Below are 24,058 nucleotides of genomic sequence, written 5' to 3' on the forward strand. Positions count from 1 at the left end.
AGTTATAAGATTGGATTTGTAAGCATTTATATAAAGTGTGTCAAAGCATGCTATCGTGCCGATAAATCAACCATGATTGCATAATGATAAAAAATGACCGCTCCTCAGCATTCTCAGCAGCAGAATATAAAGCTGCATCATTCACAGTTAGATCAAGAGTTTTCAACAGATCTGTTCCAAGATGTACAGGTTATTCGGTATCTGCAAGTAATCGGTGTTGCACTGATAGCAGCCAGTTTCGTGTATTTGATCGCGGCAAACTGGTTGATGTTGCCAAAATTCATTCAATTGGCAATTCCAATGTTGCTGTTGCTGCTGAGTGCTGTGACGAGTGTATATGTTGCAAGTCGTGTTTGGATTCAGCAAAGTTTAGATGCTTTAAGTGCTTTGTTGCTCGGATTGAGTTTGGCTGTGATTGGGCAGGTCTATCAAACAGGTGCAGACAGTTATCTGTTATTTTTAGTCTGGGCTTTGCTGCTTTTACCTTGGTTATATCGATCGAATATCGGAGTCTTTGCGTTACTGTGTTTGATCAGTCAATTGGCATTATTTTTATATTTTAAACAAAGCTATTTAATCGTTGATCATTCATGGTGGTATTTACTTTGCATGAATATATTGACGGCAATTTGTGTGACGTTTTGTTTGAAATATTATGCTGCGCTGCGCTTTGTATTTATTGCATTCATTACACTAATGTCGATGTATTGCATGTTTTTATACTGTGGAAATGGGGTAGAGCAGTATCAATGGCAATATTTAATTTTTGCATTGTTGCTTCCAATTTATCTGATTATCTATTTTTATCGACAACATCGTGCATTAGAAACCAGTTTACAAGCTGCAGGTCTCGCCGCGAGTTTCAGTATTTTGATTTTCCAATGGGCAGAACATATTTTATCTGACTCGAGTGCAGGATTGTTGGTTTTTGCCTTGCTGATATTTGCTTGGTTTGCGGTGATCAGTTGGGCACTGATGAAATTTCTGCCACAGACTAAATTTGCGGTTATTCCTTTAGCTATTGGGGCATGGTTGGCAGGCATTATTTTATCGAGCTTATTGCTGACCTATTGGAAAGCGTTTTCGATCGTCATGGGCTTAGTTTTTGTGGCTGTGGCTTGGTGGTTGATTCGAAGTGCTAAAATTGTCTTTAGTCGCCAATTTGCTTACTGCTTATGGGTATGTGGCCAATCTGCGGTCTTCATACATACAGAGAGCTTAACCAATAGCATTTCGTTTATTTTAGTGTTGCAAATTGGCGTTATATTGCTCTGTTTGTTTAGTCGAATGCATTGGTTTATTGTTTTTATTCAACTCATTTCAGGATACGGCCTTGCAGTGGCCACACTATTTGATGCCGATCTTTTTATGAGCGATGAACATGTCATCTTAGCTGTGATCGGATTGAATTATATTCTACTGATTTTCTTGCTCGGGAGTGCAACAGCGTGGTTGCACACGATGTATCGAAAAAGTGTTGTGTTATGGATGTTATGCATCGCATTGGCGGGTGTAGTGTTGCAGACGTTGTCAAATAACATTCTACAGTTTGAACAGACCCAACATGGTGTTCTTGACCTGTTTATCGGTTATCTGTTGCCTGTAGTTTGGCTTGGCCTTTACATCGCAAATCAGAAAAAACAGGCGGGGAGCGAAAAATGGTTGTTACTGCTATTGGGTCTTGTGCTGATTGCGATGGGTTATTTTGAAATTTTCTTATTATTGTTTTTATTGGCATGGGCGCAGGTCTATCAGCAATCTTTGGTTAAAGCCCTGAGCATCGTGTTGATCATTTTTAGCTTATGGATGCTGTACTACAATTTGGGTCTGAGTTTTTTATTGAAAAGTTTAACGATTTTGATCTCTGGCCTTTTGCTGCTTGGCATTACCAAGATGTTATCTGCGAAACAGCATAAACAAGGGGGAGATGTGTGATGACCATACTTAATAAAAAAATATTTCCTGTTGGTTTGGCTGTACTCAGTATTTTTATATTCGTACTGATGATTGCACGTCATGAATGGCATCTGGCAAACAGTCAGAGTATTTATGTAAAGCTGCAGCCTGTCGATCCGCGCTCTTTGATTCAAGGTGATTATATGGCCTTGAATTATCAGCTCTATTTTGGTGGTCAGCCATCAAAAGAGCAATCTGCCAATGGGCAGGCTGCCAAAGTGAACGATGCTGAAAATTTACACCGTGACTATTTTGTCGATCAAAAAAGTATTGTGAGTTATGTGCAGCTTGATGCACAGCGTAGAGTGATTCGAACCAGTTTCAACCCAGAGTTGTTAGCGCAGTATCCAAGCTCATCCACAAAACTGCTGCTCAAAAATCCTGACAATAGATTTGAGGGTTTATATCCCGCTGCGAGAAGCTTTTTATTTGCTGAAGGCTTGGAGTCGTGCTATCGCGATGCGCAATATGCAGAGCTAAAGGTACAAGAAAATGGTCAGCCTTTGTTGGTGGGGTTGGTCGGAGAGCATTTACAGCCCTTTGATTGTAAACAAAACCAAGCATGGTGGAAGGGCCCGAGAGCAGGGGAGATAAGTTGAGCTGTTGAGTTGTATGTAGTGATATGCGTCTAATACTGAATTTTTGCAGTCAATAATGCATAGTTCAGCCATAAAAAAGCCCGCAAATTTTGCGGGCTTTTTAGAATCTTTAAATGCTTGAATTAAGCAACTTGAACTGGAATACAGTTCGCTGTGTGGTTCACAGTGTTGTTTGGGTTCGCATAGACTAAACGTGGCTTATGTGCATTTGCTTCAGCTTCTGTGAAATCGCCAAAAGTTGCGATAATCATCAAGTCGCCAATATCTGCTTGGTGAGCAGCACCGCCATTTACAGAGATAATGCCAGAACCTTCTTCACCACGAATGGCATAAGTGGTAAAACGCTTACCATTAGTCACGTTCCACATATGAATTTCTTCATATTCACGGATACCGGCTAAATCTAGAAGAATACCGTCAATTGCACAAGAACCTTCATAATGTAATTCTGCTTGTGTAACGACGCAACGGTGGATTTTAGCTTTTAATAAACGAGATAGCATGGCTAGCGTCTCCTTGGTAGACCTAAGATCGTATCTTATGGTGGAACAATCTCTTGAATGCTGGGTGAGCAGTCAAATGCAAGCGCATTTTGCTCTGAAATCATTCAGATGGCAATAAGTATTGTTCAACAATTTGTGGAATTGTCAGTTCTATTTGTAAGCGTTGATTTGGTTCATGGCTTGCTGAATCTCACCACTTACCAACAATTTAGTACGTGATAAGGCATGTGCAATAGCATCATCCATTAAGCCTTGTTCACTACTTGGTGCTTTACCTAAGACATGGCCTGAGACACGTTCTTTAGAACCAGGATGACCAATACCAATACGTAAACGATGGAAATTTGGACCAATATGCGGGACGATATCGCGTAAACCATTATGACCACCATGACCACCGCCAGTTTTCAGGCGAATGACACCAGGGTTCATATCAAGTTCATCGTGTGCGATAAGCATTGCTTCGGGAGCAATTTGATAGAATTTAGCGAAGGGAACAACACTTTGACCAGAGAGGTTCATAAAGGTTGTAGGTAACAGCAGACGAACGTCTTGACCTTCGATATTACCACGACCACTGATGCCTTTATATTTAGGATCAGCTTTGAGTTGAATGCCATATTGTTCTGCAAGGCGTTCTACAAACCAGAAGCCTGCATTATGGCGGGTTTGGGCATACTCAGAACCAGGGTTACCCAAACCAACAATCAGTGAAAGTTTACTCACTCATTTACACCATTTAACACTTATGCGCGTTTGAAGTCAGCGTGCATAGGAGTGTTTTTAGCTGGGTGACGTTGTAAAGCTTGGATTTTAACGCTTTCAGCTTTACCGTCGATGTTGATTTCAACAACTTCTTCAAAGAATGCGTTGTTTTCTAAAGCTTTAACAAGTTCGCGAAGTTCCAAAGTAACTGCTACAGGTTCAGCTGCACCACCGTAGATGATTGCTGGTACTTTATTTTGAAGACGAAGGCGGCGGCTCGAACCTTTCCCTTGTACTGCTTCTTCACGTGCTACTGCATTTAATACGAAGTTTGCCATGATAGACATTCCTATTTAAGTTTAATTGACTAGACCTTCGACCAGTCTAGTGATAGAAAGCCCCACCAAAAGGCAGGGCTTTTAAATTTAGCGCTATATTATAGATAAGAATCGAACATTGCGCTAATAGATTCTTCGTTGTTAATACGACGAATTGTTTCAGCAACCATACTTGCAACTGAAACTTGGCGAATCTTACCAAGAGCTTGAGCTTCTTCTGAAAGCGGAATAGTGTCTGTTACAACCAATTCGTCAATCACAGAGTTTTTCAAGTTTTCTAAAGCTTTACCAGAAAGTACAGGGTGAGTTGCGTAAGCAACAACTTTGCGAGCACCAAAAGTTTTTAGTGCGTCAGCAGCTTTACACAATGTACCTGCTGTATCCACCATATCATCAACGATGACACAGTCACGGCCTTTAACGTCACCGATCAAGTGCATTACTTGAGATTCATTCGCTTTTTGACGGCGTTTGTCGATGATCGCAAGATCGATATCACCCATTTGCTTAGCTACAGCACGCGCACGTACTACACCACCAACGTCAGGAGAAACAACCATTAAGTTGTCGTGTGACTGTTGACGAAGATCTGCTAAAAGTGCAGGAGTACCGTAGATGTTGTCTACAGGAATATCGAAGAAACCTTGGATTTGGTCAGCATGAAGGTCGATCATGACAACGCGGTCAATACCAACAGTTGTGAGCATATCTGCAACAACTTTTGCTGTAATTGGCACACGGCTTGAACGTGGACGACGGTCTTGACGAGCATAACCAAAATAAGGAATGACAGCAGTGATACGACCAGCACTTGCTCGACGCAAAGCATCAGCCATAACTAAGATTTCCATAAGGTTATCGTTAGTTGGAGCACAAGTTGGTTGTACGATGAATACGTCTTTACCACGAACATTTTCAGTAATTTCGACAGCGATTTCACCGTCAGAAAATTGACCTACAGATGCAGCACCTAGAGGGATGTGAAGGTGGCTAACGACTTTTTGGGCGAATTGTGGATGTGCAGATCCACTAAAAACGACAAGATTGGGCATGAAGCACCCTTGGCGGTTGGCAAATTGGAGAATTAGATGGCAGGGGCGGCTGGATTCGAACCAACGGATGCCGAGATCAAAACCCGGTGCCTTACCACTTGGCGACGCCCCTAATGCGGCAGAACTTTAATATTTTTACAGTATTTTGTCAAGTTGAAACAACAAAGATACTGCAAATTATGCTCTGTCTTTTTTGAAGTAAATGGCAGGGGCGGCTGGATTCGAACCAACGGATGCCGAGATCAAAACCCGGTGCCTTACCACTTGGCGACGCCCCTAAATTGATGAAATAGCGAATAAAGTAAATGGCAGGGGCGGCTGGATTCGAACCAACGGATGCCGAGATCAAAACCCGGTGCCTTACCACTTGGCGACGCCCCTAATACTTTACAGCAATTACATCTACAGGTGAAAAATGATGGCAGGGGCGGCTGGATTCGAACCAACGGATGCCGAGATCAAAACCCGGTGCCTTACCACTTGGCGACGCCCCTATATCAAACCTCAAAATGACGTAATGGTGATTCTTGCAAACTGCGAACCAAGTAAGATTTACATGGTGCATTTTTCAATATGTCATCAATATTCATATTTTCAGTCACTTCAGTAAATACACAAGCACCTGTACCTGTAAGCTTTGCTGTACCGAACTGATCTAAGTACCGCATTGCTTCATCGACTTCGAGATATAAGCTTCGTGCCACAGGCTCAAAGTTATTTCCAAAATCAGATGGCGTTTCCTGATAGCCGCAAAATTTAGTGGGCTTTGAGTCTCTTGTCAACGTTTTTTGTGAAAAAAGCAGTTGAGTGCTGATAAAACAATCAGGTTTTAACACAATGTACTGTTTTCGAGCTAAATCTATGAATGTTAAGTGTTCACCGATGCCTTCTGCCCATGCATTTAGACCATGTACAAACACTGGAACATCTGCCCCAAGTTGTAAGCCGAACTCTGCAAGTTGTTCGGTATTTAGACCGCATTTCCATAGTTGATTAAGCACGATTAGGGTGGTGGCTGCATTGGATGAACCACCGCCGAGCCCTGCACCCATCGGAATATTTTTTTCAATGTGGATTTTTTGTGCAGTCAGTGCTTTAGCAAACGGTTTGAGTATTTGAGCAGCACGATAAATTAAATTTTGCTCTAGATTAACGCTGTTTAAGCCCTCAATTTGAATAAAATTTTCATCAGCAGAATTTGCAAGTGGGTGAAATTCCATCCAATCTGATAAATCGATGAGCTGAAAAATCGTTTGTAATTCGTGATATCCATTAGGACGTCGGCCAGTAATGTGCAAAAACAAATTGAGTTTTGCAGGAGAAGGTACACGAATCATGGAAGTCATAGTTCAGCTTTTAGGCAAATTAACGATTTTGAATCACCATTGTAATACGGTTTTCCTGACCGGATTCAAGTGCTTGTTTTAAAATTAACTTGTTCGGTACCGTCGCAGTCTCGTTATAACTGAGGTCAACGGTCCAACCATCTTCAATAATCTGTTGTGGACGCTGCGCAGTATCGCGTTGAATTTTTGCTTGTGTGGTTGCAGGGCGCGCCTGTACCCAGTCGATGAGGTGGGTAATGGGAGCTTGCCAACCGGTAGCACGTTCGAGTAATTCTTCTGGTGTTGCTGCTTCAATCAAACCGGTTTTTGCACTATTGAGTTGAACTTGACCGGGTTTACCGCTGATTTGAGTTTTTCCAACACCTAATATGCCACTCAGTTCAATGTCATATTCATTGCGGTCTTGAACCCAAGTAAAAAAAGCACTTCCTGACTGTTGTGGCGTGCGCACACCAATCTTACCTTGTAAGTTGAATTGATTTGCAGCGACTTCTTCAGGGCTGGGTTGATCGGGTGTTTTAACATATTGCTGACAACCGGTAAAAAATAAAGCGCAGCAGGTCAGGGCAGATACCCCAAATTTTGAAGATACTTGCATAAAGTCTTTCTAACTCTTTTTCATGGGTTGGGGTAACAATAACGAATGTAGTTGCTCTAATTGCGGATCATTCGGATGTTTTTGTTGGAGTTGTTGTAACAACGCGTCAAATTTATGCATATCACCTTGCATGAAGACTGATCGTGCATAGCGAATGCCAATTTTTAAACTATTACTCAGTTCATACGCTTTGGCCAAAACAGATGCAGATGTACTAAAATCATTTTGCAAATAACAAATATAACCGAACGTATCTAAAATTGAGGCTTGCTCAGGAGCATATTCTAAGGCATGTTCGACGTATTTTCGGGCTTCATCTAAGCGTCTATTTTGTACCGCCAAGGTATAGGCATATGCATTTAAATAGGTCGGGCTATTGGGTTCAATTTTAAGTAATTGTTTTAGTAATTGGTCGAGTCTATCTTTATCTTGATGGGCGTCGAGCAGTAGAACTTCGGCATAAATGAGCTCAGGATCTTCGGGCAAGTTTTTTACCGCTTCATCAAGCAAACGGACTGCTGCTTTTTTATTGTTCATGCGTTTTAAAATATCTGCCTGAGCAAGATATAAGAAACTGGCATGTTGAGGATAATTAACCCGCTCTTGGGTTAAAAAGCGCAGTGCATCATGCAGCTTATTTTGCTGGCTAAAAATGCTGATCATATTGCGCCGTGAAACTGTATAAAGACTGCCATCAACAAGGCGATAATAGGCTTTTGCCGTTTCATAATGCTGTTTGCGTTCAGCATTTACTGCGAGATAGTAATACGCTTCATTTTGGTATTTGCTTGAATAACGTAACTCCACCAAATACTTTTCGGCTTTTTCATAAAGCTCTAAGTCAATACTGGTCAAACCTGCCATAAATAGCGGTTCTTCAGCAGATGGCCATTTCTTTAGTATATCTTCGAGTTTTTCTAGACCTAATTCTGACTGATTGATTTTAATTAAATATTTTGCTTCGGCTAAGCGAACTTCCATATTGTTGCGGTGTTTACGGCTGGATTTTTCGAACCATTTTAAGGTTTCTTTTTCATCGCCTAACGACATAAGTAAATTGGCTTTCATTAAGATATAGCCAGTCACTTTCGGGCGTTTTTTCAGTGCTAAATTAATGGTGTCTAAGGCATCAGCAAAGGCACCATTTTGAGCTTGTAAACCTGCGACTAAGACCAAAATAGAAGGGTTGGTTTTCTCCTTGCTAGCGGTCAGTGCTTGAATCAGATAAGCGCGATCTTCCTCTGATTCAGGGGAAATACCCGCCAAAATTTGTTCTAAATCTGCATTTGGGTCAATGGTTAAAATTTTATCAAGTGTTTCGGCGGCAAGCTCATATTCATGGGCTTTCAAAGCAATATGTGATAAATAAAATAATGCTGGTACATCTTCAGGTTCTTGCACAACCCAATGTGTAGCAATATCTAAGGCTGCTTGTAAATCATTTTGCTCAATAGCAACGTTTAAAGCACGCTGTTTGACCATGGTGGATTTACTTTTGATTGCAAGCACGGTGTAATTATGAAGCGCGGTTGGGATGTCGTTATAAGCTAAGGCAAATTCTGCAATCATACTTTGTTTAATTGCATCATATCCTGAATTTGCATGGTAAACTTCTCCCACGGCCCGAATTGGGGCAGTAGAAGCCATGCTACCAACAAGTAAGAATGTGGTAGAATACTGCTTTATTGTCTGGCCGTTCAGTCGGCTATTTGTTAGACGCAATTTTTCTTGATCCAAGTAATGCTTTTTATGACGCCGATAATGCACAATAGCATAAATTTAGCGAAATGATGATCTGATATGTCTTTCTTTGCATTGGGTGTCAACCATCAAACCGCCTCTGTAGAACTGCGCGAACAGATTGCATTTAACCCTGAAAAGTTAACAGCGCTGCTTGAACAGCAAAGCCATGCACCTGAACTCAATGACATGGTGGTGGTATCTACATGTAATCGTACTGAAGTCTATGCGATGTCTGAAAATGCAGACATGGTATTGAATTGGCTTGCCCAATCAAATGGTATTGATGTAAAGCAATTGTCAAATCATGTGTATCGTTATGAAAATGCACAGGCGGTGACACACCTCATGCGTGTGGCTAGCGGTTTGGATTCGCTCATGCTTGGTGAGCCTCAAATCTTAGGTCAAGTTAAAACGGCTTTGTCCTTAGCCAAAGATGCCGAAACTGTCTCCCCAAATTTAAACCGTATTTTTGAATATGCCTTTTATGCGGCAAAACGAGTGCGTTCTGAAACAGCCGTAGGAAGTCATGCAGTGTCGATGGGCTATGCCGTTGCTCAGCTAGCTTTACAGGTTTTTAGTCAGCCTGAAAAATTGACGGTCATGATTGTTGCTGCTGGTGAAATGAATAGCTTGGTTGCAAAGCATTTGGCCGAAATGGGTGTGGGCAGAATTATTATCTGTAACCGTACACGTGCCCGTGCCGAAGCTTTATCCCAAGAGATTGCTCATCGTGTAGAAGTTGAAATAATTGATTTTGCAGATTTGGCAGACAATTTACATCGCGCAGATGTAATTTCAAGTTGTACTGGAAGCTTGCATCAAGTGATTTATTTTGCGGATGTCAAAGCAGCATTGAAAAAACGCCGTTATAAACAAATGCTGTTGGTCGATTTGGCTGTACCACGAGATATTGAAGCCAAAGTCGAAAGTTTAGATGGCGTTTATTTATATGGTGTAGATGACCTGCAAACTGTCATTGAAGAAAATTTGGCTCAGCGTCGTCAGGCGGCAGTTGAAGCCGAAGTCATGGTCAATCAGCTTGCGACAGATTTAATCACACAGCAAAAAGTGAATTTGGCTGGCTCGACGATTCATGCATACCGTGAACATGGGGAGTCATTGCGTCAAGAAGAACTGACTTTGGCGCTGAATCGTCTACAAAAGGGTGAAGATGCGGCTACAATTATGCAAGAAATGTCGCATCGTTTAACCCAAAAACTATTGCATCCGACCTCTATCGTGCTGCGCAATGCAGCGATGGCGGAAGACCCTGCTTATTTTGAAATGTTAGAACAAGATTTAGTTAATGTGGCTGAAAATCGCCGTAAACCAAAGAAATAAATAAGCTGATTCATTGAATAGTATGTTGTTCACAGCTTGAACTTGAAATTAAAACTTAATCTTCAAGGAGCGTGAGTGATCTTTTTTTATCAATATCATAAATACGTTGTTTTAAATTACGCATTTCTGCAAGGCTAGAAAACTTATTCGACTTGATCTTGAGTTGTAAGAATTGATATTGCAATTTTGTCGATAAATCTGCCGCAAGTTTATCTGCTTGTTCAGGTGATGACGTATAATCGCTGATATTGGCATGCTCTAAAATATGTTGTAATTCATGATGATGTGCTGCACAAGCACCGAGTACATAATAGGTGGATAACTCTGGGTCATCAGGCAATTCATCAAAAATCACATTGAAAATATTTAAAACGTGATAAAGCAAGAGATCTTGTGACACTAAGGCACGTAAAGGCTCAAAGTGAATGTAGAGATAAGGATGATTGATTAAAATCGCAATTACATATTCTTCAGCATCAATTTTTGTACTAAAGCTCAATGATGCATCATTATTGACTTGAGGCTGCCACTTTCGGCTAAACCCTAATTTTTCACGGAAATATTGTTGTAGCAAATAACGATATGAACCACCTTTCGGCAACAGTTCAGTGAGCTGTCTGAGTTCACCCATCACCTGACTTTTACCTTCAGGCGAAGCAACATTATGACTTTGCGTTAAATGTGCAAAAACAAACTCAGAAAGTAGCGGTGAGGTATCCAATAAACGTCGAAAATTTTCGATACCTTCACGACGGATCAATGAATCTGGGTCGTGGTCATTCGGCAAAACAAAGAATTTAAGTTCACGACCATCATTCAGTAATGGAAGGGCAATTTCGAGCGTACGTCGAGCTGCTTTTTGACCTGCGGCATCTCCATCAAATGCAATGGTAATGCGGCTATTTTGCTTAAATAAAATGTTTAAATGTTCAGGATTACTCGCGGTTCCTAAGGTTGCAACAGCGCCATGAATGCCATATTGCTGTAGGGCAATGACATCCATATAACCTTCGACCATTAACCAATCTTGGGCTTTTTGTTTACGGCCTTCATATAAACCATAAAGTAACTGGTTTTTATGGAAAACTTCAGAGTCAGGGGAGTTGATGTACTTCGGTTTGATTTCATCATTTAGGGCACGACCACCAAAACCGACCACGCGACCTTTCGCATCTCGAATCGGGAAAATCACTCGCTCACGCAGTAAGTCAAAGTCACGACCACTATCACTGGTGCGAATCAAACCGAGAAGTTTGAGTCCTTCGATATCTTGTGGAAAGGCTTTTTCCAGATGTTGCCAATCTTCAGGGGCATAGCCTAAACGCCAATAGGCGATGGTGTCTGCACTGAGACCCCGTTGTTTAAAATAAGCTTGCCCAATTGGACTGAGCGGAAGTTGTTGCTCATAAAACTGTGCGACATTTTCCAGCAAGTCATATAAGTTTCCGTCTTGCGGCACATCTTCAAAACCATTGGCAACTTGGTCAAAGTGAGCAAACGGATCGCTCCCATAAAAGGCGTCTTCGTTATTTTGAAACTCAGCAAATGGGTCGTGTTCGAAATTTACTGCAGCAGGATTTGTGTCGGTTTCGCCTGTTTTGGGCGGCAGAGCTTTTGCTTCGATTGCAGGTTTTTGTACAGGTTTGGGTTTAGATTCGCGTTTATATTTGAGTTTATTGGAATCGTTATTGTCTTTCGGTAGTTCAATACCCGTTTGGCTAGATAAATCCTTCATTACTTCGATGAAGTTACGGCTACCAATATCCATTAAAAAACGGATGGCATTACCATTGGCCTGACAACCAAAGCAGTGAAAATATTGTTTATCACGATAGACATGGAAAGATGGCGATTTTTCCTGATGGAATGGGCAGCATCCTGAGTAGGTGCGTCCAGTCTTTTTCAATTTCACAAATTGACCAATCACATCGACAATATCGGTGCGATCTAAAATTTGATCAATTGTATGTTGAGGAATGGCCATGCTGTTTTATCTGTCTATCTATTGAATTTGGGCAGTTCGTGAAATATGTTGAAATCAGCAATGCTGTAAGTTCAGGTGGAGATGCAGTACAGCATCGTCCATCGAACTATTGTATACCTTTTAATCTAACCGAATCTGTAGATCCTGAAAAGATCAAAGGGCAAGTATTCTAACTTGCCCTTTGTGAAAAATCGACCTTCGTTGCGACTATATTATTCAGCTTATTCTGACGACTCAGTTTTTTCGCTATGAGGACGATCCAATAAGCCAAAGCTTAAACGATTGGTTAAACTGCGTTTTTCTTCATCGGTTTCAACTACGTCTGTAGAGGTTTGCTCAGACATCGTCTGTGCTTCTTTACCGAAAATACCCAAAGTTGCACGGTTAAGGAAGCTGCCTTCACTACGTGCAGCACGCATATTGACCGTACCGTCTGACTTCACAAGTTTTGGATAGTTCAGTTTAAGTACTTCAATGTATTGCTGAGACGTGGTTTTATCACCAAGTTTGTCGTAACCATAGGCTACAGTCGCTAGAGCTTCTGGAACTTGCGGTGCTTGCGGATAATGTTCGATCACCCAAAGTGAACGTTCAACAGCAGCTAACCATGCTTTACGCTTCACATTAAAACGCGCCGCATTCATTTCGCTTTCAGCCAATTCTTGACTGATGAACTTCATACGTTGTGCGGCATCGACTGCATATTCACTCGATGGGTAGCGACGGATAAAGTCGACAAAGTTTTGATAAGCCACTTTGAGATAGCTCACATCACGATGCGATTGCTTTAAAGAAGTATAGCGAAGCAAACCGTTGTAGTTTTGCTCCATGTTTGAAACACCACGCACGTAGTACGCATAATCAACTTGCGGATGTTGTGGGTTCATACGAATAAAACGGTCTGCAAGTGCAATCGCACCTTCATAGTCTTTTTGCTGAAACTTTACATACAATAGTTCAAGTTGTGCTTGCTGCGCATAGTTACCTGTAGGGTAGTAGGTCTCTAGAGCTTCAAGGTGTTTTGCTGCATCTGTATATTGGTTACGTTCAAGCGCTTTTTGTGCTTTTTCGATATAAATCTGTTCGCTTGATTGTGGACCTGTGTCGACCACTTCTTTCTTTGGATTACTGCTACAGCCTACCATTGCCGATGCAATGCCTATTGTTAGAGCAAGCATTGTCATTTTATATTTTGGTAGCGACATAAAAATTCCTCTGTTAATACGGGCAATGAGCTACAATTGAACTATTAAACCACTTTTGTCTGAATGAGCAAATGAGTCAAGCACAATCTTCCAATTCTAATTTCCCTGAAACTGATTTCAATTTACTTGAAGATTCTGAGGATGCAGATAATCATACTTCAGACTCAACTGCAACACGTTTATCGTTGCAATTTCAATTGGATGAAAGCTACTTAGGACAACGTATTGATCAGGTTTCAGCACTGGTTTGGACTGATTTTTCTCGTGAAAAGCTAAAACAGTGGCTCAAAGAGGGCCATTTGTTGGTCAATGGTAACACTGTGAAACCAAAGTACAAATGCGAAGGCACAGAGTTATTGACTTTAGACGTCGAGTTAGAAGCACAAACACGTAGCTTACCTGAAGATATTCCACTTAATATTGTCTATGAAGATGACGATATTATGGTGATTAATAAACCTGTCGGTATGGTTGTACATCCGGGCGCTGGAAACAGTACAGGCACATTGGTGAATGCAATTTTGCACCATTACCCAAAATCTTCAGAGTTGACCCGTGCAGGTTTGGTGCATCGTATTGATAAAGACACCTCAGGTTTGTTGGTTGTTGCGAAAAACCTCGAATCCCAATTTTCTTTAAGTAAGCAATTGGCGAAGAAATCGGTTTACCGTATTTACGATTTGATCGTATATGGCAACATTATTGCTGGCGGTACAGTCGATGAACCAATTAAACGTCATCCTGTCGATCGCATCAAAATGGCAGTCTTGCCGGGCGGTAAAGATGCGGTGACTCACTACAATGTGAAAGAACGTTTCCAAAACTTTACCCGCGTTCAAGCACGTTTAGAAACGGGTCGTACCCATCAAATTCGTGTGCATTTCACTTATATCGGTCATGGTCTTGTGGGCGATCAAGTGTATGTACCACGTGTACGTATGCCTGCAGGCGCGTCGATGTTATTAGATGACACTTTACGTGGCTTTAAACGTCAAGCGTTACACGCGGTTAAATTGGGTCTCGTTCATCCACGTACAGGAGAAGACATGATGTTTGAAGCACCATGGCCTGAAGACTTTAATCAATTGGTTGAAGTTTTACGTAGTGAAAACAAAGCTTATTAAGTTTTAAAACTGATTTACACGCCATAGATAGAAAAGGACGGTAACATGCAATTTGTTCAGGGACTTCCACAGGGTGTTTTTGTGGGACAAACTCGAGTTCATCATGATCAGACGCAACCCGCTGAACAACCTGAGCTGGCAGGATTTAATCTGGCATTGCATGTAGGAGATGATGCAGCGCGTGTGCAAAAGCACCGGATGCAATTGCTCAAAGACTTTGCTGAATATGGCGTGAATAAAATCAGTTGGATGAACCAAACGCACAGTACGCTATGCCATCGCATTGATGAACAGATCAACTTTGTTGCACCCGAAGGCGATGGTATGGTCACGCAGTCTAAACATCATGCCCTGATGATGATGACCGCAGACTGCTTACCCGTGGTTTTGGGTAATGCTGACGGGACAGAAGTTGCCAATCTGCATGCAGGTTGGAAGGGCTTGGCTAATGGTATTGTGGAAAACACCATTGCAGCCATGCACACTCAGCCAACATGGGCTTGGTTGGGGGCAGCTATTTGCCAAGAGAGTTTTGAAATTGGCGCAGAAGTCAAAGCTGCCTTTTGTTCCAAATATCCAGAACTTGAAAGTGCATTTAAAGCTGGTGTAAAGGAAGGCAAATATTATGCTGATCTTTATGCGATAGCGCGTTATATTCTTGCATTACATGGGGTTAAAGCTGTAACCGGTGGCGACCAATGTACCTTTTTGCAAGCTGAAGAATATTTTTCTTATCGCCGAGAAGCGAAAACAGGACGTATGGCAACATTCGTCTTTATGCTTTGAAAATGCTAAACTTGACTGAATCTATCGACTTTTAAATGTTATGTCTTTGACTGCTAAATCTCTTGCTGTTGTTTACCACAGCCCCTATGGGCACACTGCCAAAGTGGCGAATTTCATTGTACAAGGTGCAGAAAAAGCCGGTGTAAAAGTCAATCTCATGAATGTAGAGCATGTGGATTGGGATGAATTGGACAGTGCAGATGCCATCGTTTTTGGATGCCCAACCTATATGGGCAGTATGAGTGCGGCAATGAAATTATTCATGGAGCAATCATCTAAACGCTGGTTAGCACGGACATGGCAAGGCAAGTTAGCCGCTGGTTTTACCAATGGTGGCGGCTTAAGTGGAGATAAATTGGCAGTATTGCAGCAAATCAATTTATTCGCCATGCAGCACGGCATGTTGTGGAGCGGTCTTCCATTGATGCCAACTGGACGAAGCACAACAGATTTAAATCGGATGTCGAGCTTTTTAGGTTTAATGACACAATCGGATAATGCGCCTGTTGAAGTCACGCCACCTGCGGGTGATTTAGAAACCGCTATTTGGTTTGGTGAATATCTGGGACTGTTGTTAAATAAAGTTAATTAATTTGTAAATAAATCGTTTGAACTATCATTTATAAATCTTTGAAAACCCTAGTGATGGAAATGTTACTGGGGTTTTTATTGGCCTAAAATTCGTGAAAATTGGCATTTTGTATAATTGAGTTGTGATGCGTGTCACAAATTGCCATTCATTTACGCCAACGCTATTGATTTAATCTTCTCATAAATTTCACTCGGGATGAGTGACGAATATTAAAAAGGATTAAATAATCGTGAAAAAAACAATAGTCGCAATGGCATTGACCTTATGTGTTTCTGACGTTGTTTTTGCAGCAGAAGGATTGGTGGGATTAGCCGATGAAGAATTGTCTGCCATCAATGGTGCTGCATTGATGAATATGTCCTATACCGATCCTATTTTGGTCAACCAACAAATGGTCGATGAAAATATTGGTTTCTACAAACTCAGTTTAGATGCCGTCATGGATCTGAACGTCAATGTCAAAAGTTTGCAACTCGGCTGTGGTGGGGTAAATGGGTCAAATGGCTGTGATATTGATATTCGTCATCTGGCGTTGAGTGGTAATGCTACTTCAACTGATACCAACGGTAATCCCGTCTTTAATGGTGATCGAGCGTCAACCAGTGCCGAACTGAAAAATCCGTTTATTGAATTTGCAATTAAAAACCCAAAACAAGCCGCATTACGTGAAGTTAAAGGCTTCCGTGTCAGTGCTGAATCAATTACAGGTTTATTGACCACAGGTATTCAAAACACGGGTGCGCCGACTGATGGGATTAAGTCACTGAGCGGTTATATGAAAATTGCACCGACTACAGGGACAGCAAAAACCCAAGCAGCGATCTTTGGGGATAGCAGCAGTGAGACTTTATCCGGTAACTTGGTGATTAATACGATTTGGAACAATGATCGTAGCTTTATCAGCCAACCCGAAAATAGTAAGGGCTTAAAAATTCCCTCAATGAATGTGCCGTTTACCGTCCCTGAAATTACTATCAACGGAAAACGACAAACTCAAGCCGTTGCCAAAAATATCAGTGCGACAGTGCCATCGATTCAACTCAACCGTGATAGTGGTAGTTTACAGGTCAAACTTGACCGTAATTTGTTATGGGTAGAAGGGGCGCAGTTCTTTATGGATTCTGGCTCATCAATTGATGGTTTGAAAATGAATATTACCTTTGAGCAAGCCTTAAATATGATTCATAACATTCCATTAAATGGCACAGCAGGTTATTTATCGCTTCAATCTCAAGATATCAGTTGGCCAGATGCCAATGCAGATGATATTGCACGTACAGGTTGGTGGATGTCATTTAAAGACCCGATCAATATTGGCAAATTAAATCCAACATCTGAAGTGGATATTTCAGGCGTCTTGCCTCAAGTTGCACAAAAAGTATCGCAAATTTTAACCAATGAACCAATTTATATTCCCTTAGGTTCTGCTGTTGGTGCAGCATTTGGTCTGCCAATTTATAAAAATGTAGGTTCAATTAACCTTAGTAATGCCGGTGCGGCCAATTTAACGTTAAAAAATCAGGTATTGGGAAATCAGGAAGTTCGGACCAACTGTTTTGGTGGATTGAAATTCTGCTAAATCTGCAATTTAAAAATAAAAAAACCTCCAAGATGGAGGTTTTTTTATTGAACTTATTTATGAAAAATACGGGCTTTATCGCGCTGCCAATCACGGTCTTTTTCCGTTGCACGCTTGTCGTGAAGCTGTTTACCTTTTACTAGGGCAATTTCAAGTTTGGCATGAGGACCTTTCCAGTAACATGCCAAAGGCACACATGAATAACCTTTTTGGTTAATTGCACCTTGTAGTTTTTCAATTTCACGGCGGTTCAGCAATAATTTACGAGTACGTGTTGCTTCAGGCACCACATGTGTCGAAGCACTCAGTAAAGGTTGCACTTGAGCGCCGAATAAAAATGCTTCACCATTTTTAAACGTAATATAGCTCTCTACGATAGTCATACGACCCGCACGCATTGATTTGACTTCCCAGCCTTGTAATGAAAGACCCGCTTCAAATTTTTCTTCAATGAAATAATCGTGACGCGCACGCTTATTTAGGGCAATCGTACTGCTACTATTTTTTTTAACTACTGCTTTCGTCATAATCAAAAACTTCCAAACTTAGCACTATTGTACCCGAACTTTGAATAAGATGAAGTTTTTAAATTTACAAGCTGACTTCACCTATAAATCAAGATTTTGTTAAAATACCCATCTACAAAATAACAGAGTACAACTGGATGTCTAAAACTCGTGTAATTTATCCGGGCACATTCGATCCAATTACTAATGGTCATATCGACTTAGTGACACGTGCATCACGCATGTTTGACGAAGTTGTCGTGGCAATTGCAATTGGACATCACAAAAACCCTGTGTTTAGTCTGGAAGAACGTGTTGCACTAGCGCAAGAGTCTTTAAGTCATTTGTCAAATGTTGAGTTTGTAGGTTTTGATGGGCTGTTGGTCAACTTCTTTAACGAGCAAAAAGCAACAGCCGTGTTACGTGGTTTACGTGCAGTTTCAGATTTTGAATATGAATTTCAATTGGCAAATATGAATCGCCGTTTGGACAGTAAATTTGAAGCCGTGTTCTTAACCCCATCAGAGCAATATTCGTTTATTTCATCTACGCTCGTGCGTGAAATTGCACGTTTAAATGGTGATGTCACTCAGTTTGTACCACAAGCTGTTGTGGAAGCCTTTAAGCGTAAACAACAGCAAGGTTGGTAGAGTGTCTTTATATATCACTGATGAATGCATCAACTGCGATGTCTGTGAACCTGTATGCCCCAATGAGGCGATTTTCATGGGGGAACTCATTTATGAGATTAACCCTGATTTGTGTACGGAATGCGTTGGGCATCACGATAAACCGCAGTGTCAGTTGTTCTGTCCGGTGGATTGTATTCCATTGGATCCGGCACATCCTGAAACTCAGGAACAGCTTCAACAAAAGTACGAAAAACTAACTGCTCAAAAAACATCAAGCAATTAGTTGTCAGATTTGTTAGAATGCGCCCCGAAGTGAACCAGACGATCGCTGCTGTGTATAGGTCTCCGTGACTAAAGCAGGGGAGGAAAGTCCGGGCTTCATAGGGCAAGGTGCCAGGTAACGCCTGGGCGGTGTGAGCCGACGGAAAGTGCAGCAGAGAGTAGACCGCCTTCATTATGGTTTCGAGCAATCGAAATCGGAGGTAAGGGTGAAAGGGTGCGGTAAGAGCGCACCGCGTGTCTGGTAACAGTTCACGGCATGGTAAACCCCACCGGAAGCAAGACCAAATAGGGATCCTTTAGGCATGGCCCATGCTGGATCCGGGTAGGTCGCTTGAGCGTATGAGTGATTGTACGCCTAGAGGAATGATCGTCCTCGACAGAACCCGGCTTATCGGTTCACTTCAACAAATTTTGATCAAATACGCGCATTATGGGCTTGACGATATTTAAATATCCCTCCATAATGCGCGCACAGTTTAAGGCTATGTAGCTCAGTTGGTTAGAGCACCGCACTCATAATGCGGGGGTCACAAGTTCAAGTCTCGTCATAGCCACCATATTCAAAAAAAGACCACTCCGATTGAGTGGTCTTTTTTTTATGTCTCAATTTTCCAAATTTAAAAAATTAACGATAAACAAAACGACGCATACCTGCACGTAAGGCAAATGCGCCATGCATATATACGCCACCGAGCCAATACGGCACATTAAAAACTTCTGAATAGCGATATTTAACTAAAGCAAACTCAGCCAATAGTCCTTCAAAGAACATCCCACCAATGGCAAGCATAATGGCTAATATCAGTAGCCATGTACGCTCATAGCTAAATAACCAGCGAATAAAAAAGCTAATATAGAAAATCCAACACAATGCTTCTGGGTGGAAGTTACCAAAACCACTGAGTATGTAGACAATCGCAAAGAGTACTAAAGCCTCAACTAATGGAGCTGTACCATCGTGATGGCAACTGAGCTGAGTCATTACATAGTGTTTAAGTCGTTGTGTAAGTTGAATATAGCTAAATGCCATGAAAGCAAAGGCAATAAAAAAGCCAGGGAATACCCACCAAGCTTGATGGAAAAATAATGGGTTGGGATAACTAAGCGTCTGGGTATAGACATGAATCGCATCGCAAAAAGTTGCGACGACTGCTGCCAGCAGGGAAAGTATAAATATGCCTGAGAATTGAGTGGTTCTCGTCATCATTCATCCTGAAAAGTAGTGATCTTTTTATTTTGTGAGTTCTTTATAGAATGAATTTGGAGAAAAGGCTATGACAAGTTACGAGATGCTCATGTGTTAAATGTTAATTTATAGCGCTACTGCTATACTCAATACATAGTTAACTTTATGAATATAAATAGAAATGATAGATAACCAATTAAACTGGCCTAAAGATAATTTTGAGAATATTGAAACTGCATGGGAAGGTGATCTTTGGGATCGCCGTCGTTTAGGGGAGCAACTTACAAATTACGTCGATCGTTTAAACTGCGGTGCTGTTCTTGCTTTGGATGCACGATGGGGTGAAGGCAAAACGTGGTTTGTTCGTCACTGGGCGAAACATTTAGATGATTCTCAGCATAACGTGATTTACCTAGATGCTTTTGCTAATGATTATTTGGATGATCCTTTTTTGGTAATTGCATCTGAAATTGCTTCAAAGTTAGATAAAACAGCCGAAAATAAGCCCTTAGTGCATAAATTTAAGAAAGCAACGGCAGTTATGCAGCAAGGACTTTTAACTCTAGCTCCAACACTTATTGCTTCAATGATTAGCTGTGCATTAACGGGTGGGATTATTCCACTTATTAAAATTGATAGTGAGCAAATCACAGATAAACTTGATGATGCAATTGATAAAGTGACTGAAAATATTGGAGAAAAAGTTACAGAAGCAATTCAAGCTAAGATTGATAGCTATGAAGAGGAAAAACAATCTTTGCAGGCTTTTAAAAGTACATTAACTGAGTTAGCTGCAAGTTTAGAAAATCCCTTAGTTTTTATTATTGATGAGTTGGATCGTTGTCGTCCTGATTTTGCGATACGATTAATTGAAAGGGTTAAACATTTCTTTGATATTCCTAAAATTGTTTTTGTTTTGGTGATGAATAAGCCACAATTATCACAGTCAGTTCAGAATTTTTATGGTTATGAAGCAGAGATAACAGCTGATTATTTTGAAAAATTTATAGATTTAACAATTAAATTTCCAAATTTGGAACCTTATATTAACTATGAAAATGTATTGAAGGAAGAACTTTATAGAATTGGTGAGATGGAGCATAAAGAAGCTTTAAATGAATTCTTTTTTTGGGTATTAGCATTACAAAATTATAAAAACTTCAACTCACGTGAATTAAAAAGAAAAATTAATCAATATGCTATTTTGAAAACTAATGATTTTAGAAAAAACCTAATATTAATTGCGTTTGTATTTGGTGTGGAATTTTCAAAAGATTTGAAAATATTTCGTTTAGTTTTAAGTAAGTTAGTTGAAAAATTTAATTTGTCTTTTAGTGACAGTAAATTTCTTGGAAATATTATTATCAGTAAACTACGAACTGAATATTTCATTGATGAATTTCATATAGGAAATTTATATAATAAACAAGTAACATTGAATGAAAAATATGTATCAGTGGGACAACAAGATGCCAAAGAATTGTATATGCTGGAAACTTATACTCCCTTTGCTATCCAGAAATTAAAACACTCCGATGATTTTATAATTGATTGGAAAAACTATGTTGAATCGGGATTTAATCTAGATATTTGATTAATGTATCAACATCATCCGTCTGCAATTTTTCCCGCATCTTTAAAAACTGCTTTTCATCTAAGTCATAGAGCTTGAGGGAAAGTAGTTTTTTGATATCTTCTTCAGGAAAGCGATATTTAATAATTTTAGCAGGGACTCCGCCTACTACTGCATAAGGTGGCACATCTTTAGTCACCACAGCACCTGTAGCAACGACAGCACCTTCACCCAGTGTCACGCCTTGCATAATCATGGCACGTGAGCCGATCCAGCAGCCATCACCAATGATTGTGTCACCCGCAGGGACAAAACTCCGTGTATCAAATGGAAAGGCTGAAATCCAGTCTGTGCGGTGGAGTTGGTTACCGCCCATCATAATCACGCATTCTGCGCCAAAACAGACAAAATTACCGATATGTAGTTGGTCTATCGGCTTCTCAGTTGTTGCAGGTTTATCATGCAGATAACGCACCACACAGCGCTCAAAACCCTGATCCCAATATGCAGAATAATATGAATAATTACCTTTGATGTGAATATTTGGGTTCTTCACTGTTTTAGAGATGAACTCAAATTCACACCAATGATTGACAGGTGAATTAATCAATTTTTCAGACATAACTGGGATACAAAAATAGGGAATGTGCCATTATACCGAATAGATCTTTACGCTGGTGAACAATCCAATTCCACAAATGAACTGATGGCAAAACTAAGTTTTTAGGTGGTTTTAGATTGTTGAGGAATACGGGCAATGACCTTAATTTCAAAATCAAAACCCGCCAGCCAATTCACACCAATCGCTGTCCAGTTCGGATAAGGCTTTTGGGTAAATACCTGATTTTTGACTTTCATAATGCTTTCAAATTGCTGTTCAGGATCAGTATGAAAGGTGGTGACATCAACGATATCATCAAAAGTACAACCAGCAGCTGCCAATGTTGCAGCCAGGTTTTCAAAAGCCCGTTCTACCTGTTTCTCAAAATCAGGTTCAGGAGAACCATCCTCACGGCTACCAACCTGACCTGATACAAAGAGTAAATCTTCCGATTTGATGGCAGCCGAGTAACCATGCTGTTCATACAAAGCATGCCGATCTTGGGGAAATATTGCAGTTCTTGTCATGACCATTCTCGCTTAATGTTAAATTTAAAAAAATATTTTTAAAAACGGCATAAGTTTTCACATACGCTTCGTATGTAAACATAATTGACATACGGGCCGTATGTCAATTAAAATTTTGGTAAGGATGAGGTAAGCAAAGCAATGTCTGTTCGTGAACAAAAAATGGCGGCAACCCGCAAGAAACTGATTGAAGTAGCACGTCGTGCATTTGCTGAGTATGGTTATGCAGACACGTCCATGGATAAACTCACGGCAGACGCGGGGCTGACCCGTGGCGCGCTGTACCATCATTTTGGCGACAAACGGGGCTTATTTGCTGCTGTGGTCGATCAAATTGATTCAGAAATGGCTTCATCTGCCCAGCAGCATCTGGAGCAGCCTGAAGATCTTTGGGAAGGGCTGATGCTTGAAGGGCAAGCCTATATTGAAAATGCTTTGAATCCTGAATTTCAGCGTATTGTACTGCGTGATGGGCCAGCTGTATTGGGAGATCCTGCACATTGGCCCAGTCAAAACAAATGTTTGCAGTCTACCCGTGAGTGCGTACAACAGTTATTGGCAGTAGATCGAATTAAAGCAGTAGATCCTGAAGCGGCTGCCGTGTTTTTAAATGGCGCTGCCATGAATGCCGCACTTTGGGTCGCCTCCAGTGAGCATCCTGAACAGGCACTCCCAGAAGCATTACATGCCTTTCAAGTCTTTGCGTCAGGATTGTTAAAAGAAGGATAGAGTGGGGTTGTTGATAATCAATTGTCTGAATATAAAAAACCCCTCAAAAGAGGGGCTTAAAATTGCTTATCTTAATGAATTAAAGATATTCAACTTTAGAAATTTCATACTCAACTTCACCTTGTGGTGTGTTGATTTTTACATCGTCGCCTTCGTTTTTACCCAAAAGACCACGCGCAATTGGTGAATTCACAGAGATTTTGTTGATTTTAAAATCTGCTTCGTCATCACCAACGATTTTATAAGTCTTTTGTTCTTCAGTATCTAAGTTTTCAATGGTCACAGTCACACCGAAAACCACACGGCCATTTTGCTCAAGTGATTTAACATCAATCACTTGGCAAGCACCCAATTTACCTTCGATATCTTGGATACGGCCTTCACAGAAACCTTGTTGCTCACGAGCAGCGTGGTATTCAGCGTTTTCTTTCAAATCCCCATGTTCACGCGCTTCAGCAATTGCTGCAGTAATACGTGGACGATCAACACTTTTAAGTTGCTGTAATTCTTTCTCTAAGGCAATTTTGCCTTCGGGAGTCATAGGATAACGTTGCATTGTTGTCCCTCATGT

Annotated in this window: 26 protein-coding genes, 5 tRNA genes and 1 other RNA gene; 14 read left to right on the top strand and 18 right to left on the bottom strand. The window is 40.9% G+C overall.

The window, feature by feature from the left end; genetic code table 11:
• Positions 1–93 precede the first annotated feature (93 nt).
• Both FTT92_RS01300 and FTT92_RS01305 read left to right on the top strand, forming a co-directional pair.
• Positions 94–1,935, top strand: a complete 1,842-nt coding sequence (locus tag FTT92_RS01300; protein ID WP_180171230.1) for a DUF2157 domain-containing protein — start codon at positions 94–96, stop codon at positions 1,933–1,935.
• Positions 1,935–2,555 carry a GDYXXLXY domain-containing protein gene (locus tag FTT92_RS01305; RefSeq protein ID WP_180171231.1) on the top strand — a complete coding sequence of 207 codons (621 nt, stop codon included), beginning with the start codon at positions 1,935–1,937 and terminating at the stop codon, positions 2,553–2,555. The genes FTT92_RS01300 and FTT92_RS01305 overlap by 1 nt, the downstream gene beginning before the upstream one ends.
• 122 nt (positions 2,556–2,677) lie before the next feature.
• Here the strand turns inward: FTT92_RS01305 and panD are convergent, their stop codons facing one another.
• The 11 genes from panD to FTT92_RS01360 all read right to left on the bottom strand — a co-directional run bounded on the left by panD (position 2,678) and on the right by FTT92_RS01360 (position 8,819).
• The gene (gene panD / locus FTT92_RS01310) at positions 2,678–3,058 is read right to left on the bottom strand and encodes an aspartate 1-decarboxylase (RefSeq protein ID WP_078192181.1); all 381 of its coding nucleotides are present in this window, start codon (positions 3,056–3,058) and stop codon (positions 2,678–2,680) included.
• A 150-nt stretch (positions 3,059–3,208) separates the two neighbouring features.
• Positions 3,209–3,784 carry an aminoacyl-tRNA hydrolase gene (pth, locus tag FTT92_RS01315; RefSeq protein ID WP_168378106.1) on the bottom strand — a complete coding sequence of 192 codons (576 nt, stop codon included), beginning with the start codon at positions 3,782–3,784 and terminating at the stop codon, positions 3,209–3,211.
• Positions 3,785–3,804: 20 nt separating this feature from the next.
• Positions 3,805–4,101, bottom strand: coding sequence for a 50S ribosomal protein L25 (gene rplY, locus FTT92_RS01320; RefSeq protein WP_078192179.1), 297 nt, complete (start codon positions 4,099–4,101; stop codon positions 3,805–3,807).
• A gap of 98 nt (positions 4,102–4,199) precedes the next feature.
• On the bottom strand, positions 4,200–5,153 hold the full coding sequence (locus tag FTT92_RS01325) for a ribose-phosphate pyrophosphokinase (RefSeq protein WP_078191360.1): 954 nt from the start codon (positions 5,151–5,153) through the stop codon (positions 4,200–4,202).
• 37 nt (positions 5,154–5,190) lie between these two features.
• Positions 5,191–5,265, bottom strand: a tRNA-Gln gene (locus FTT92_RS01330).
• Between the two features lie 91 nt (positions 5,266–5,356).
• Positions 5,357–5,431, bottom strand: a tRNA-Gln gene (locus tag FTT92_RS01335).
• 28 nt (positions 5,432–5,459) lie between these two features.
• Positions 5,460–5,534: transfer RNA gene (locus FTT92_RS01340), tRNA-Gln, on the bottom strand.
• A 38-nt stretch (positions 5,535–5,572) separates the two neighbouring features.
• A tRNA-Gln gene (locus FTT92_RS01345) sits at positions 5,573–5,647 on the bottom strand.
• Positions 5,648–5,650: 3 nt separating this feature from the next.
• The gene (gene ispE / locus FTT92_RS01350) at positions 5,651–6,490 is read right to left on the bottom strand and encodes a 4-(cytidine 5'-diphospho)-2-C-methyl-D-erythritol kinase (protein ID WP_180171251.1); all 840 of its coding nucleotides are present in this window, start codon (positions 6,488–6,490) and stop codon (positions 5,651–5,653) included.
• Positions 6,491–6,518: 28 nt separating this feature from the next.
• Positions 6,519–7,097: a lipoprotein insertase outer membrane protein LolB gene (gene lolB, locus FTT92_RS01355; protein WP_180126312.1), complete on the bottom strand. Its 579-nt coding sequence runs from the start codon at positions 7,095–7,097 to the stop codon at positions 6,519–6,521.
• Positions 7,098–7,106: 9 nt separating this feature from the next.
• Positions 7,107–8,819 carry a hypothetical protein gene (locus FTT92_RS01360; protein WP_180171232.1) on the bottom strand — a complete coding sequence of 571 codons (1,713 nt, stop codon included), beginning with the start codon at positions 8,817–8,819 and terminating at the stop codon, positions 7,107–7,109.
• 78 nt (positions 8,820–8,897) lie between these two features.
• Between FTT92_RS01360 and hemA the strand changes: the two genes are divergently transcribed.
• A complete protein-coding gene (hemA, locus tag FTT92_RS01365) occupies positions 8,898–10,181 on the top strand; it encodes a glutamyl-tRNA reductase (RefSeq protein ID WP_180171233.1) in 1,284 nt (427 codons plus the stop codon).
• A gap of 55 nt (positions 10,182–10,236) precedes the next feature.
• On the opposite strand, the gene FTT92_RS01370 is transcribed toward hemA, so the two are convergent.
• Positions 10,237–12,165, bottom strand: coding sequence for a DNA primase (locus tag FTT92_RS01370; RefSeq protein WP_180171234.1), 1,929 nt, complete (start codon positions 12,163–12,165; stop codon positions 10,237–10,239).
• Positions 12,166–12,203: 38 nt separating this feature from the next.
• Here FTT92_RS01370 and FTT92_RS16635 point away from each other — a divergent pair, with 38 nt between their 5' ends.
• Positions 12,204–12,338 (top strand): hypothetical protein, encoded by a 135-nt coding sequence (locus tag FTT92_RS16635; RefSeq protein ID WP_257231541.1) that lies wholly within the window; start codon positions 12,204–12,206, stop codon positions 12,336–12,338.
• Between the two features lie 48 nt (positions 12,339–12,386).
• On the opposite strand, the gene FTT92_RS01375 is transcribed toward FTT92_RS16635, so the two are convergent.
• On the bottom strand, positions 12,387–13,370 hold the full coding sequence (locus FTT92_RS01375) for an outer membrane protein assembly factor BamD (protein WP_180065829.1): 984 nt from the start codon (positions 13,368–13,370) through the stop codon (positions 12,387–12,389).
• Positions 13,371–13,441: 71 nt separating this feature from the next.
• On the opposite strand from FTT92_RS01375, the gene rluD reads away from it, so the two are divergent.
• From rluD to FTT92_RS01395, 4 genes are all read left to right on the top strand, one after another.
• Positions 13,442–14,494 (top strand): 23S rRNA pseudouridine(1911/1915/1917) synthase RluD, encoded by a 1,053-nt coding sequence (gene rluD / locus FTT92_RS01380; RefSeq protein ID WP_078191355.1) that lies wholly within the window; start codon positions 13,442–13,444, stop codon positions 14,492–14,494.
• A gap of 45 nt (positions 14,495–14,539) precedes the next feature.
• Entirely contained in the window at positions 14,540–15,280 is a 741-nt protein-coding gene (gene pgeF / locus FTT92_RS01385; RefSeq protein WP_180083782.1) for a peptidoglycan editing factor PgeF, read from the top strand.
• A gap of 40 nt (positions 15,281–15,320) precedes the next feature.
• Complete coding sequence (locus FTT92_RS01390) at positions 15,321–15,872, top strand: flavodoxin family protein (protein WP_180171235.1); 552 nt, start codon at positions 15,321–15,323, stop codon at positions 15,870–15,872.
• 229 nt (positions 15,873–16,101) lie between these two features.
• Positions 16,102–17,451 carry a hypothetical protein gene (locus FTT92_RS01395; RefSeq protein WP_373684086.1) on the top strand — a complete coding sequence of 450 codons (1,350 nt, stop codon included), beginning with the start codon at positions 16,102–16,104 and terminating at the stop codon, positions 17,449–17,451.
• Between the two features lie 53 nt (positions 17,452–17,504).
• Here FTT92_RS01395 and smpB read toward each other — a convergent pair whose 3' ends face one another.
• Positions 17,505–17,978, bottom strand: coding sequence for an SsrA-binding protein SmpB (smpB, locus tag FTT92_RS01400; protein ID WP_078191351.1), 474 nt, complete (start codon positions 17,976–17,978; stop codon positions 17,505–17,507).
• A 137-nt stretch (positions 17,979–18,115) separates the two neighbouring features.
• Here smpB and coaD point away from each other — a divergent pair, with 137 nt between their 5' ends.
• The 4 genes from coaD (at position 18,116) to FTT92_RS01420 (ending at position 19,428) form a co-directional block, all read left to right on the top strand.
• Positions 18,116–18,607, top strand: coding sequence for a pantetheine-phosphate adenylyltransferase (gene coaD, locus FTT92_RS01405; RefSeq protein WP_078191350.1), 492 nt, complete (start codon positions 18,116–18,118; stop codon positions 18,605–18,607).
• A gap of 1 nt (position 18,608) precedes the next feature.
• Positions 18,609–18,872: a YfhL family 4Fe-4S dicluster ferredoxin gene (locus FTT92_RS01410; RefSeq protein ID WP_078191349.1), complete on the top strand. Its 264-nt coding sequence runs from the start codon at positions 18,609–18,611 to the stop codon at positions 18,870–18,872.
• Positions 18,873–18,898: 26 nt separating this feature from the next.
• Positions 18,899–19,278, top strand: an RNA gene (gene rnpB, locus FTT92_RS01415) — RNase P RNA component class A.
• 73 nt (positions 19,279–19,351) lie between these two features.
• Positions 19,352–19,428 (top strand) — tRNA-Met (locus FTT92_RS01420).
• 68 nt (positions 19,429–19,496) lie between these two features.
• Here FTT92_RS01420 and FTT92_RS01425 read toward each other — a convergent pair.
• Positions 19,497–20,075 carry a hypothetical protein gene (locus FTT92_RS01425; protein WP_180171236.1) on the bottom strand — a complete coding sequence of 193 codons (579 nt, stop codon included), beginning with the start codon at positions 20,073–20,075 and terminating at the stop codon, positions 19,497–19,499.
• A gap of 163 nt (positions 20,076–20,238) precedes the next feature.
• On the opposite strand from FTT92_RS01425, the gene FTT92_RS01430 reads away from it, so the two are divergent.
• Complete coding sequence (locus tag FTT92_RS01430) at positions 20,239–21,651, top strand: P-loop NTPase fold protein (protein ID WP_180083786.1); 1,413 nt, start codon at positions 20,239–20,241, stop codon at positions 21,649–21,651.
• On the opposite strand, the gene FTT92_RS01435 is transcribed toward FTT92_RS01430, so the two are convergent.
• Together FTT92_RS01435 and FTT92_RS01440 are read right to left on the bottom strand one after the other, a co-directional pair.
• Positions 21,635–22,252, bottom strand: coding sequence for a CatB-related O-acetyltransferase (locus FTT92_RS01435; RefSeq protein WP_078192167.1), 618 nt, complete (start codon positions 22,250–22,252; stop codon positions 21,635–21,637). The genes FTT92_RS01430 and FTT92_RS01435 overlap by 17 nt on opposite strands.
• A gap of 101 nt (positions 22,253–22,353) precedes the next feature.
• Positions 22,354–22,758, bottom strand: coding sequence for a RidA family protein (locus FTT92_RS01440; RefSeq protein ID WP_078192166.1), 405 nt, complete (start codon positions 22,756–22,758; stop codon positions 22,354–22,356).
• 141 nt (positions 22,759–22,899) lie between these two features.
• On the opposite strand from FTT92_RS01440, the gene FTT92_RS01445 reads away from it, so the two are divergent.
• A complete protein-coding gene (locus tag FTT92_RS01445; RefSeq protein WP_078192165.1) occupies positions 22,900–23,487 on the top strand; it encodes a TetR/AcrR family transcriptional regulator in 588 nt (195 codons plus the stop codon).
• A gap of 79 nt (positions 23,488–23,566) precedes the next feature.
• Here FTT92_RS01445 and greA read toward each other — a convergent pair whose 3' ends face one another.
• Positions 23,567–24,043 carry a transcription elongation factor GreA gene (gene greA / locus FTT92_RS01450; protein ID WP_078192164.1) on the bottom strand — a complete coding sequence of 159 codons (477 nt, stop codon included), beginning with the start codon at positions 24,041–24,043 and terminating at the stop codon, positions 23,567–23,569.
• Positions 24,044–24,058 lie beyond the last annotated feature (15 nt).

Source organism: Acinetobacter sp. YH12023 (assembly GCF_013420135.1).
In the GTDB taxonomy this organism is placed as follows: Bacteria; Pseudomonadota; Gammaproteobacteria; order Pseudomonadales; family Moraxellaceae; genus Acinetobacter; species Acinetobacter amyesii.

Bases quoted from the DNA above. Each gene is read 5' to 3' on its own strand.
- FTT92_RS01300 (WP_180171230.1), top strand. From the start codon at position 94: ATGACCGCTCCTCAGCATTCTCAGCAGCAGAATATAAAGCTGCATCAT.
- FTT92_RS01305 (WP_180171231.1), top strand. From the start codon at position 1,935: ATGACCATACTTAATAAAAAAATATTTCCTGTTGGTTTGGCTGTACTC.
- panD (WP_078192181.1), bottom strand. From the start codon at position 3,058: ATGCTATCTCGTTTATTAAAAGCTAAAATCCACCGTTGCGTCGTTACA.
- rplY (WP_078192179.1), bottom strand. From the start codon at position 4,101: ATGGCAAACTTCGTATTAAATGCAGTAGCACGTGAAGAAGCAGTACAA.
- FTT92_RS01325 (WP_078191360.1), bottom strand. From the start codon at position 5,153: ATGCCCAATCTTGTCGTTTTTAGTGGATCTGCACATCCACAATTCGCC.
- ispE (WP_180171251.1), bottom strand. From the start codon at position 6,490: ATGATTCGTGTACCTTCTCCTGCAAAACTCAATTTGTTTTTGCACATT.
- lolB (WP_180126312.1), bottom strand. From the start codon at position 7,097: ATGCAAGTATCTTCAAAATTTGGGGTATCTGCCCTGACCTGCTGCGCT.
- hemA (WP_180171233.1), top strand. From the start codon at position 8,898: ATGTCTTTCTTTGCATTGGGTGTCAACCATCAAACCGCCTCTGTAGAA.
- FTT92_RS01370 (WP_180171234.1), bottom strand. From the start codon at position 12,165: ATGGCCATTCCTCAACATACAATTGATCAAATTTTAGATCGCACCGAT.
- FTT92_RS01375 (WP_180065829.1), bottom strand. From the start codon at position 13,370: ATGTCGCTACCAAAATATAAAATGACAATGCTTGCTCTAACAATAGGC.
- rluD (WP_078191355.1), top strand. From the start codon at position 13,442: ATGAGTCAAGCACAATCTTCCAATTCTAATTTCCCTGAAACTGATTTC.
- pgeF (WP_180083782.1), top strand. From the start codon at position 14,540: ATGCAATTTGTTCAGGGACTTCCACAGGGTGTTTTTGTGGGACAAACT.
- FTT92_RS01390 (WP_180171235.1), top strand. From the start codon at position 15,321: ATGTCTTTGACTGCTAAATCTCTTGCTGTTGTTTACCACAGCCCCTAT.
- smpB (WP_078191351.1), bottom strand. From the start codon at position 17,978: ATGACGAAAGCAGTAGTTAAAAAAAATAGTAGCAGTACGATTGCCCTA.
- coaD (WP_078191350.1), top strand. From the start codon at position 18,116: ATGTCTAAAACTCGTGTAATTTATCCGGGCACATTCGATCCAATTACT.
- FTT92_RS01425 (WP_180171236.1), bottom strand. From the start codon at position 20,075: ATGACGAGAACCACTCAATTCTCAGGCATATTTATACTTTCCCTGCTG.
- FTT92_RS01430 (WP_180083786.1), top strand. From the start codon at position 20,239: ATGATAGATAACCAATTAAACTGGCCTAAAGATAATTTTGAGAATATT.
- FTT92_RS01435 (WP_078192167.1), bottom strand. From the start codon at position 22,252: ATGTCTGAAAAATTGATTAATTCACCTGTCAATCATTGGTGTGAATTT.
- FTT92_RS01440 (WP_078192166.1), bottom strand. From the start codon at position 22,758: ATGACAAGAACTGCAATATTTCCCCAAGATCGGCATGCTTTGTATGAA.
- FTT92_RS01445 (WP_078192165.1), top strand. From the start codon at position 22,900: ATGTCTGTTCGTGAACAAAAAATGGCGGCAACCCGCAAGAAACTGATT.
- greA (WP_078192164.1), bottom strand. From the start codon at position 24,043: ATGCAACGTTATCCTATGACTCCCGAAGGCAAAATTGCCTTAGAGAAA.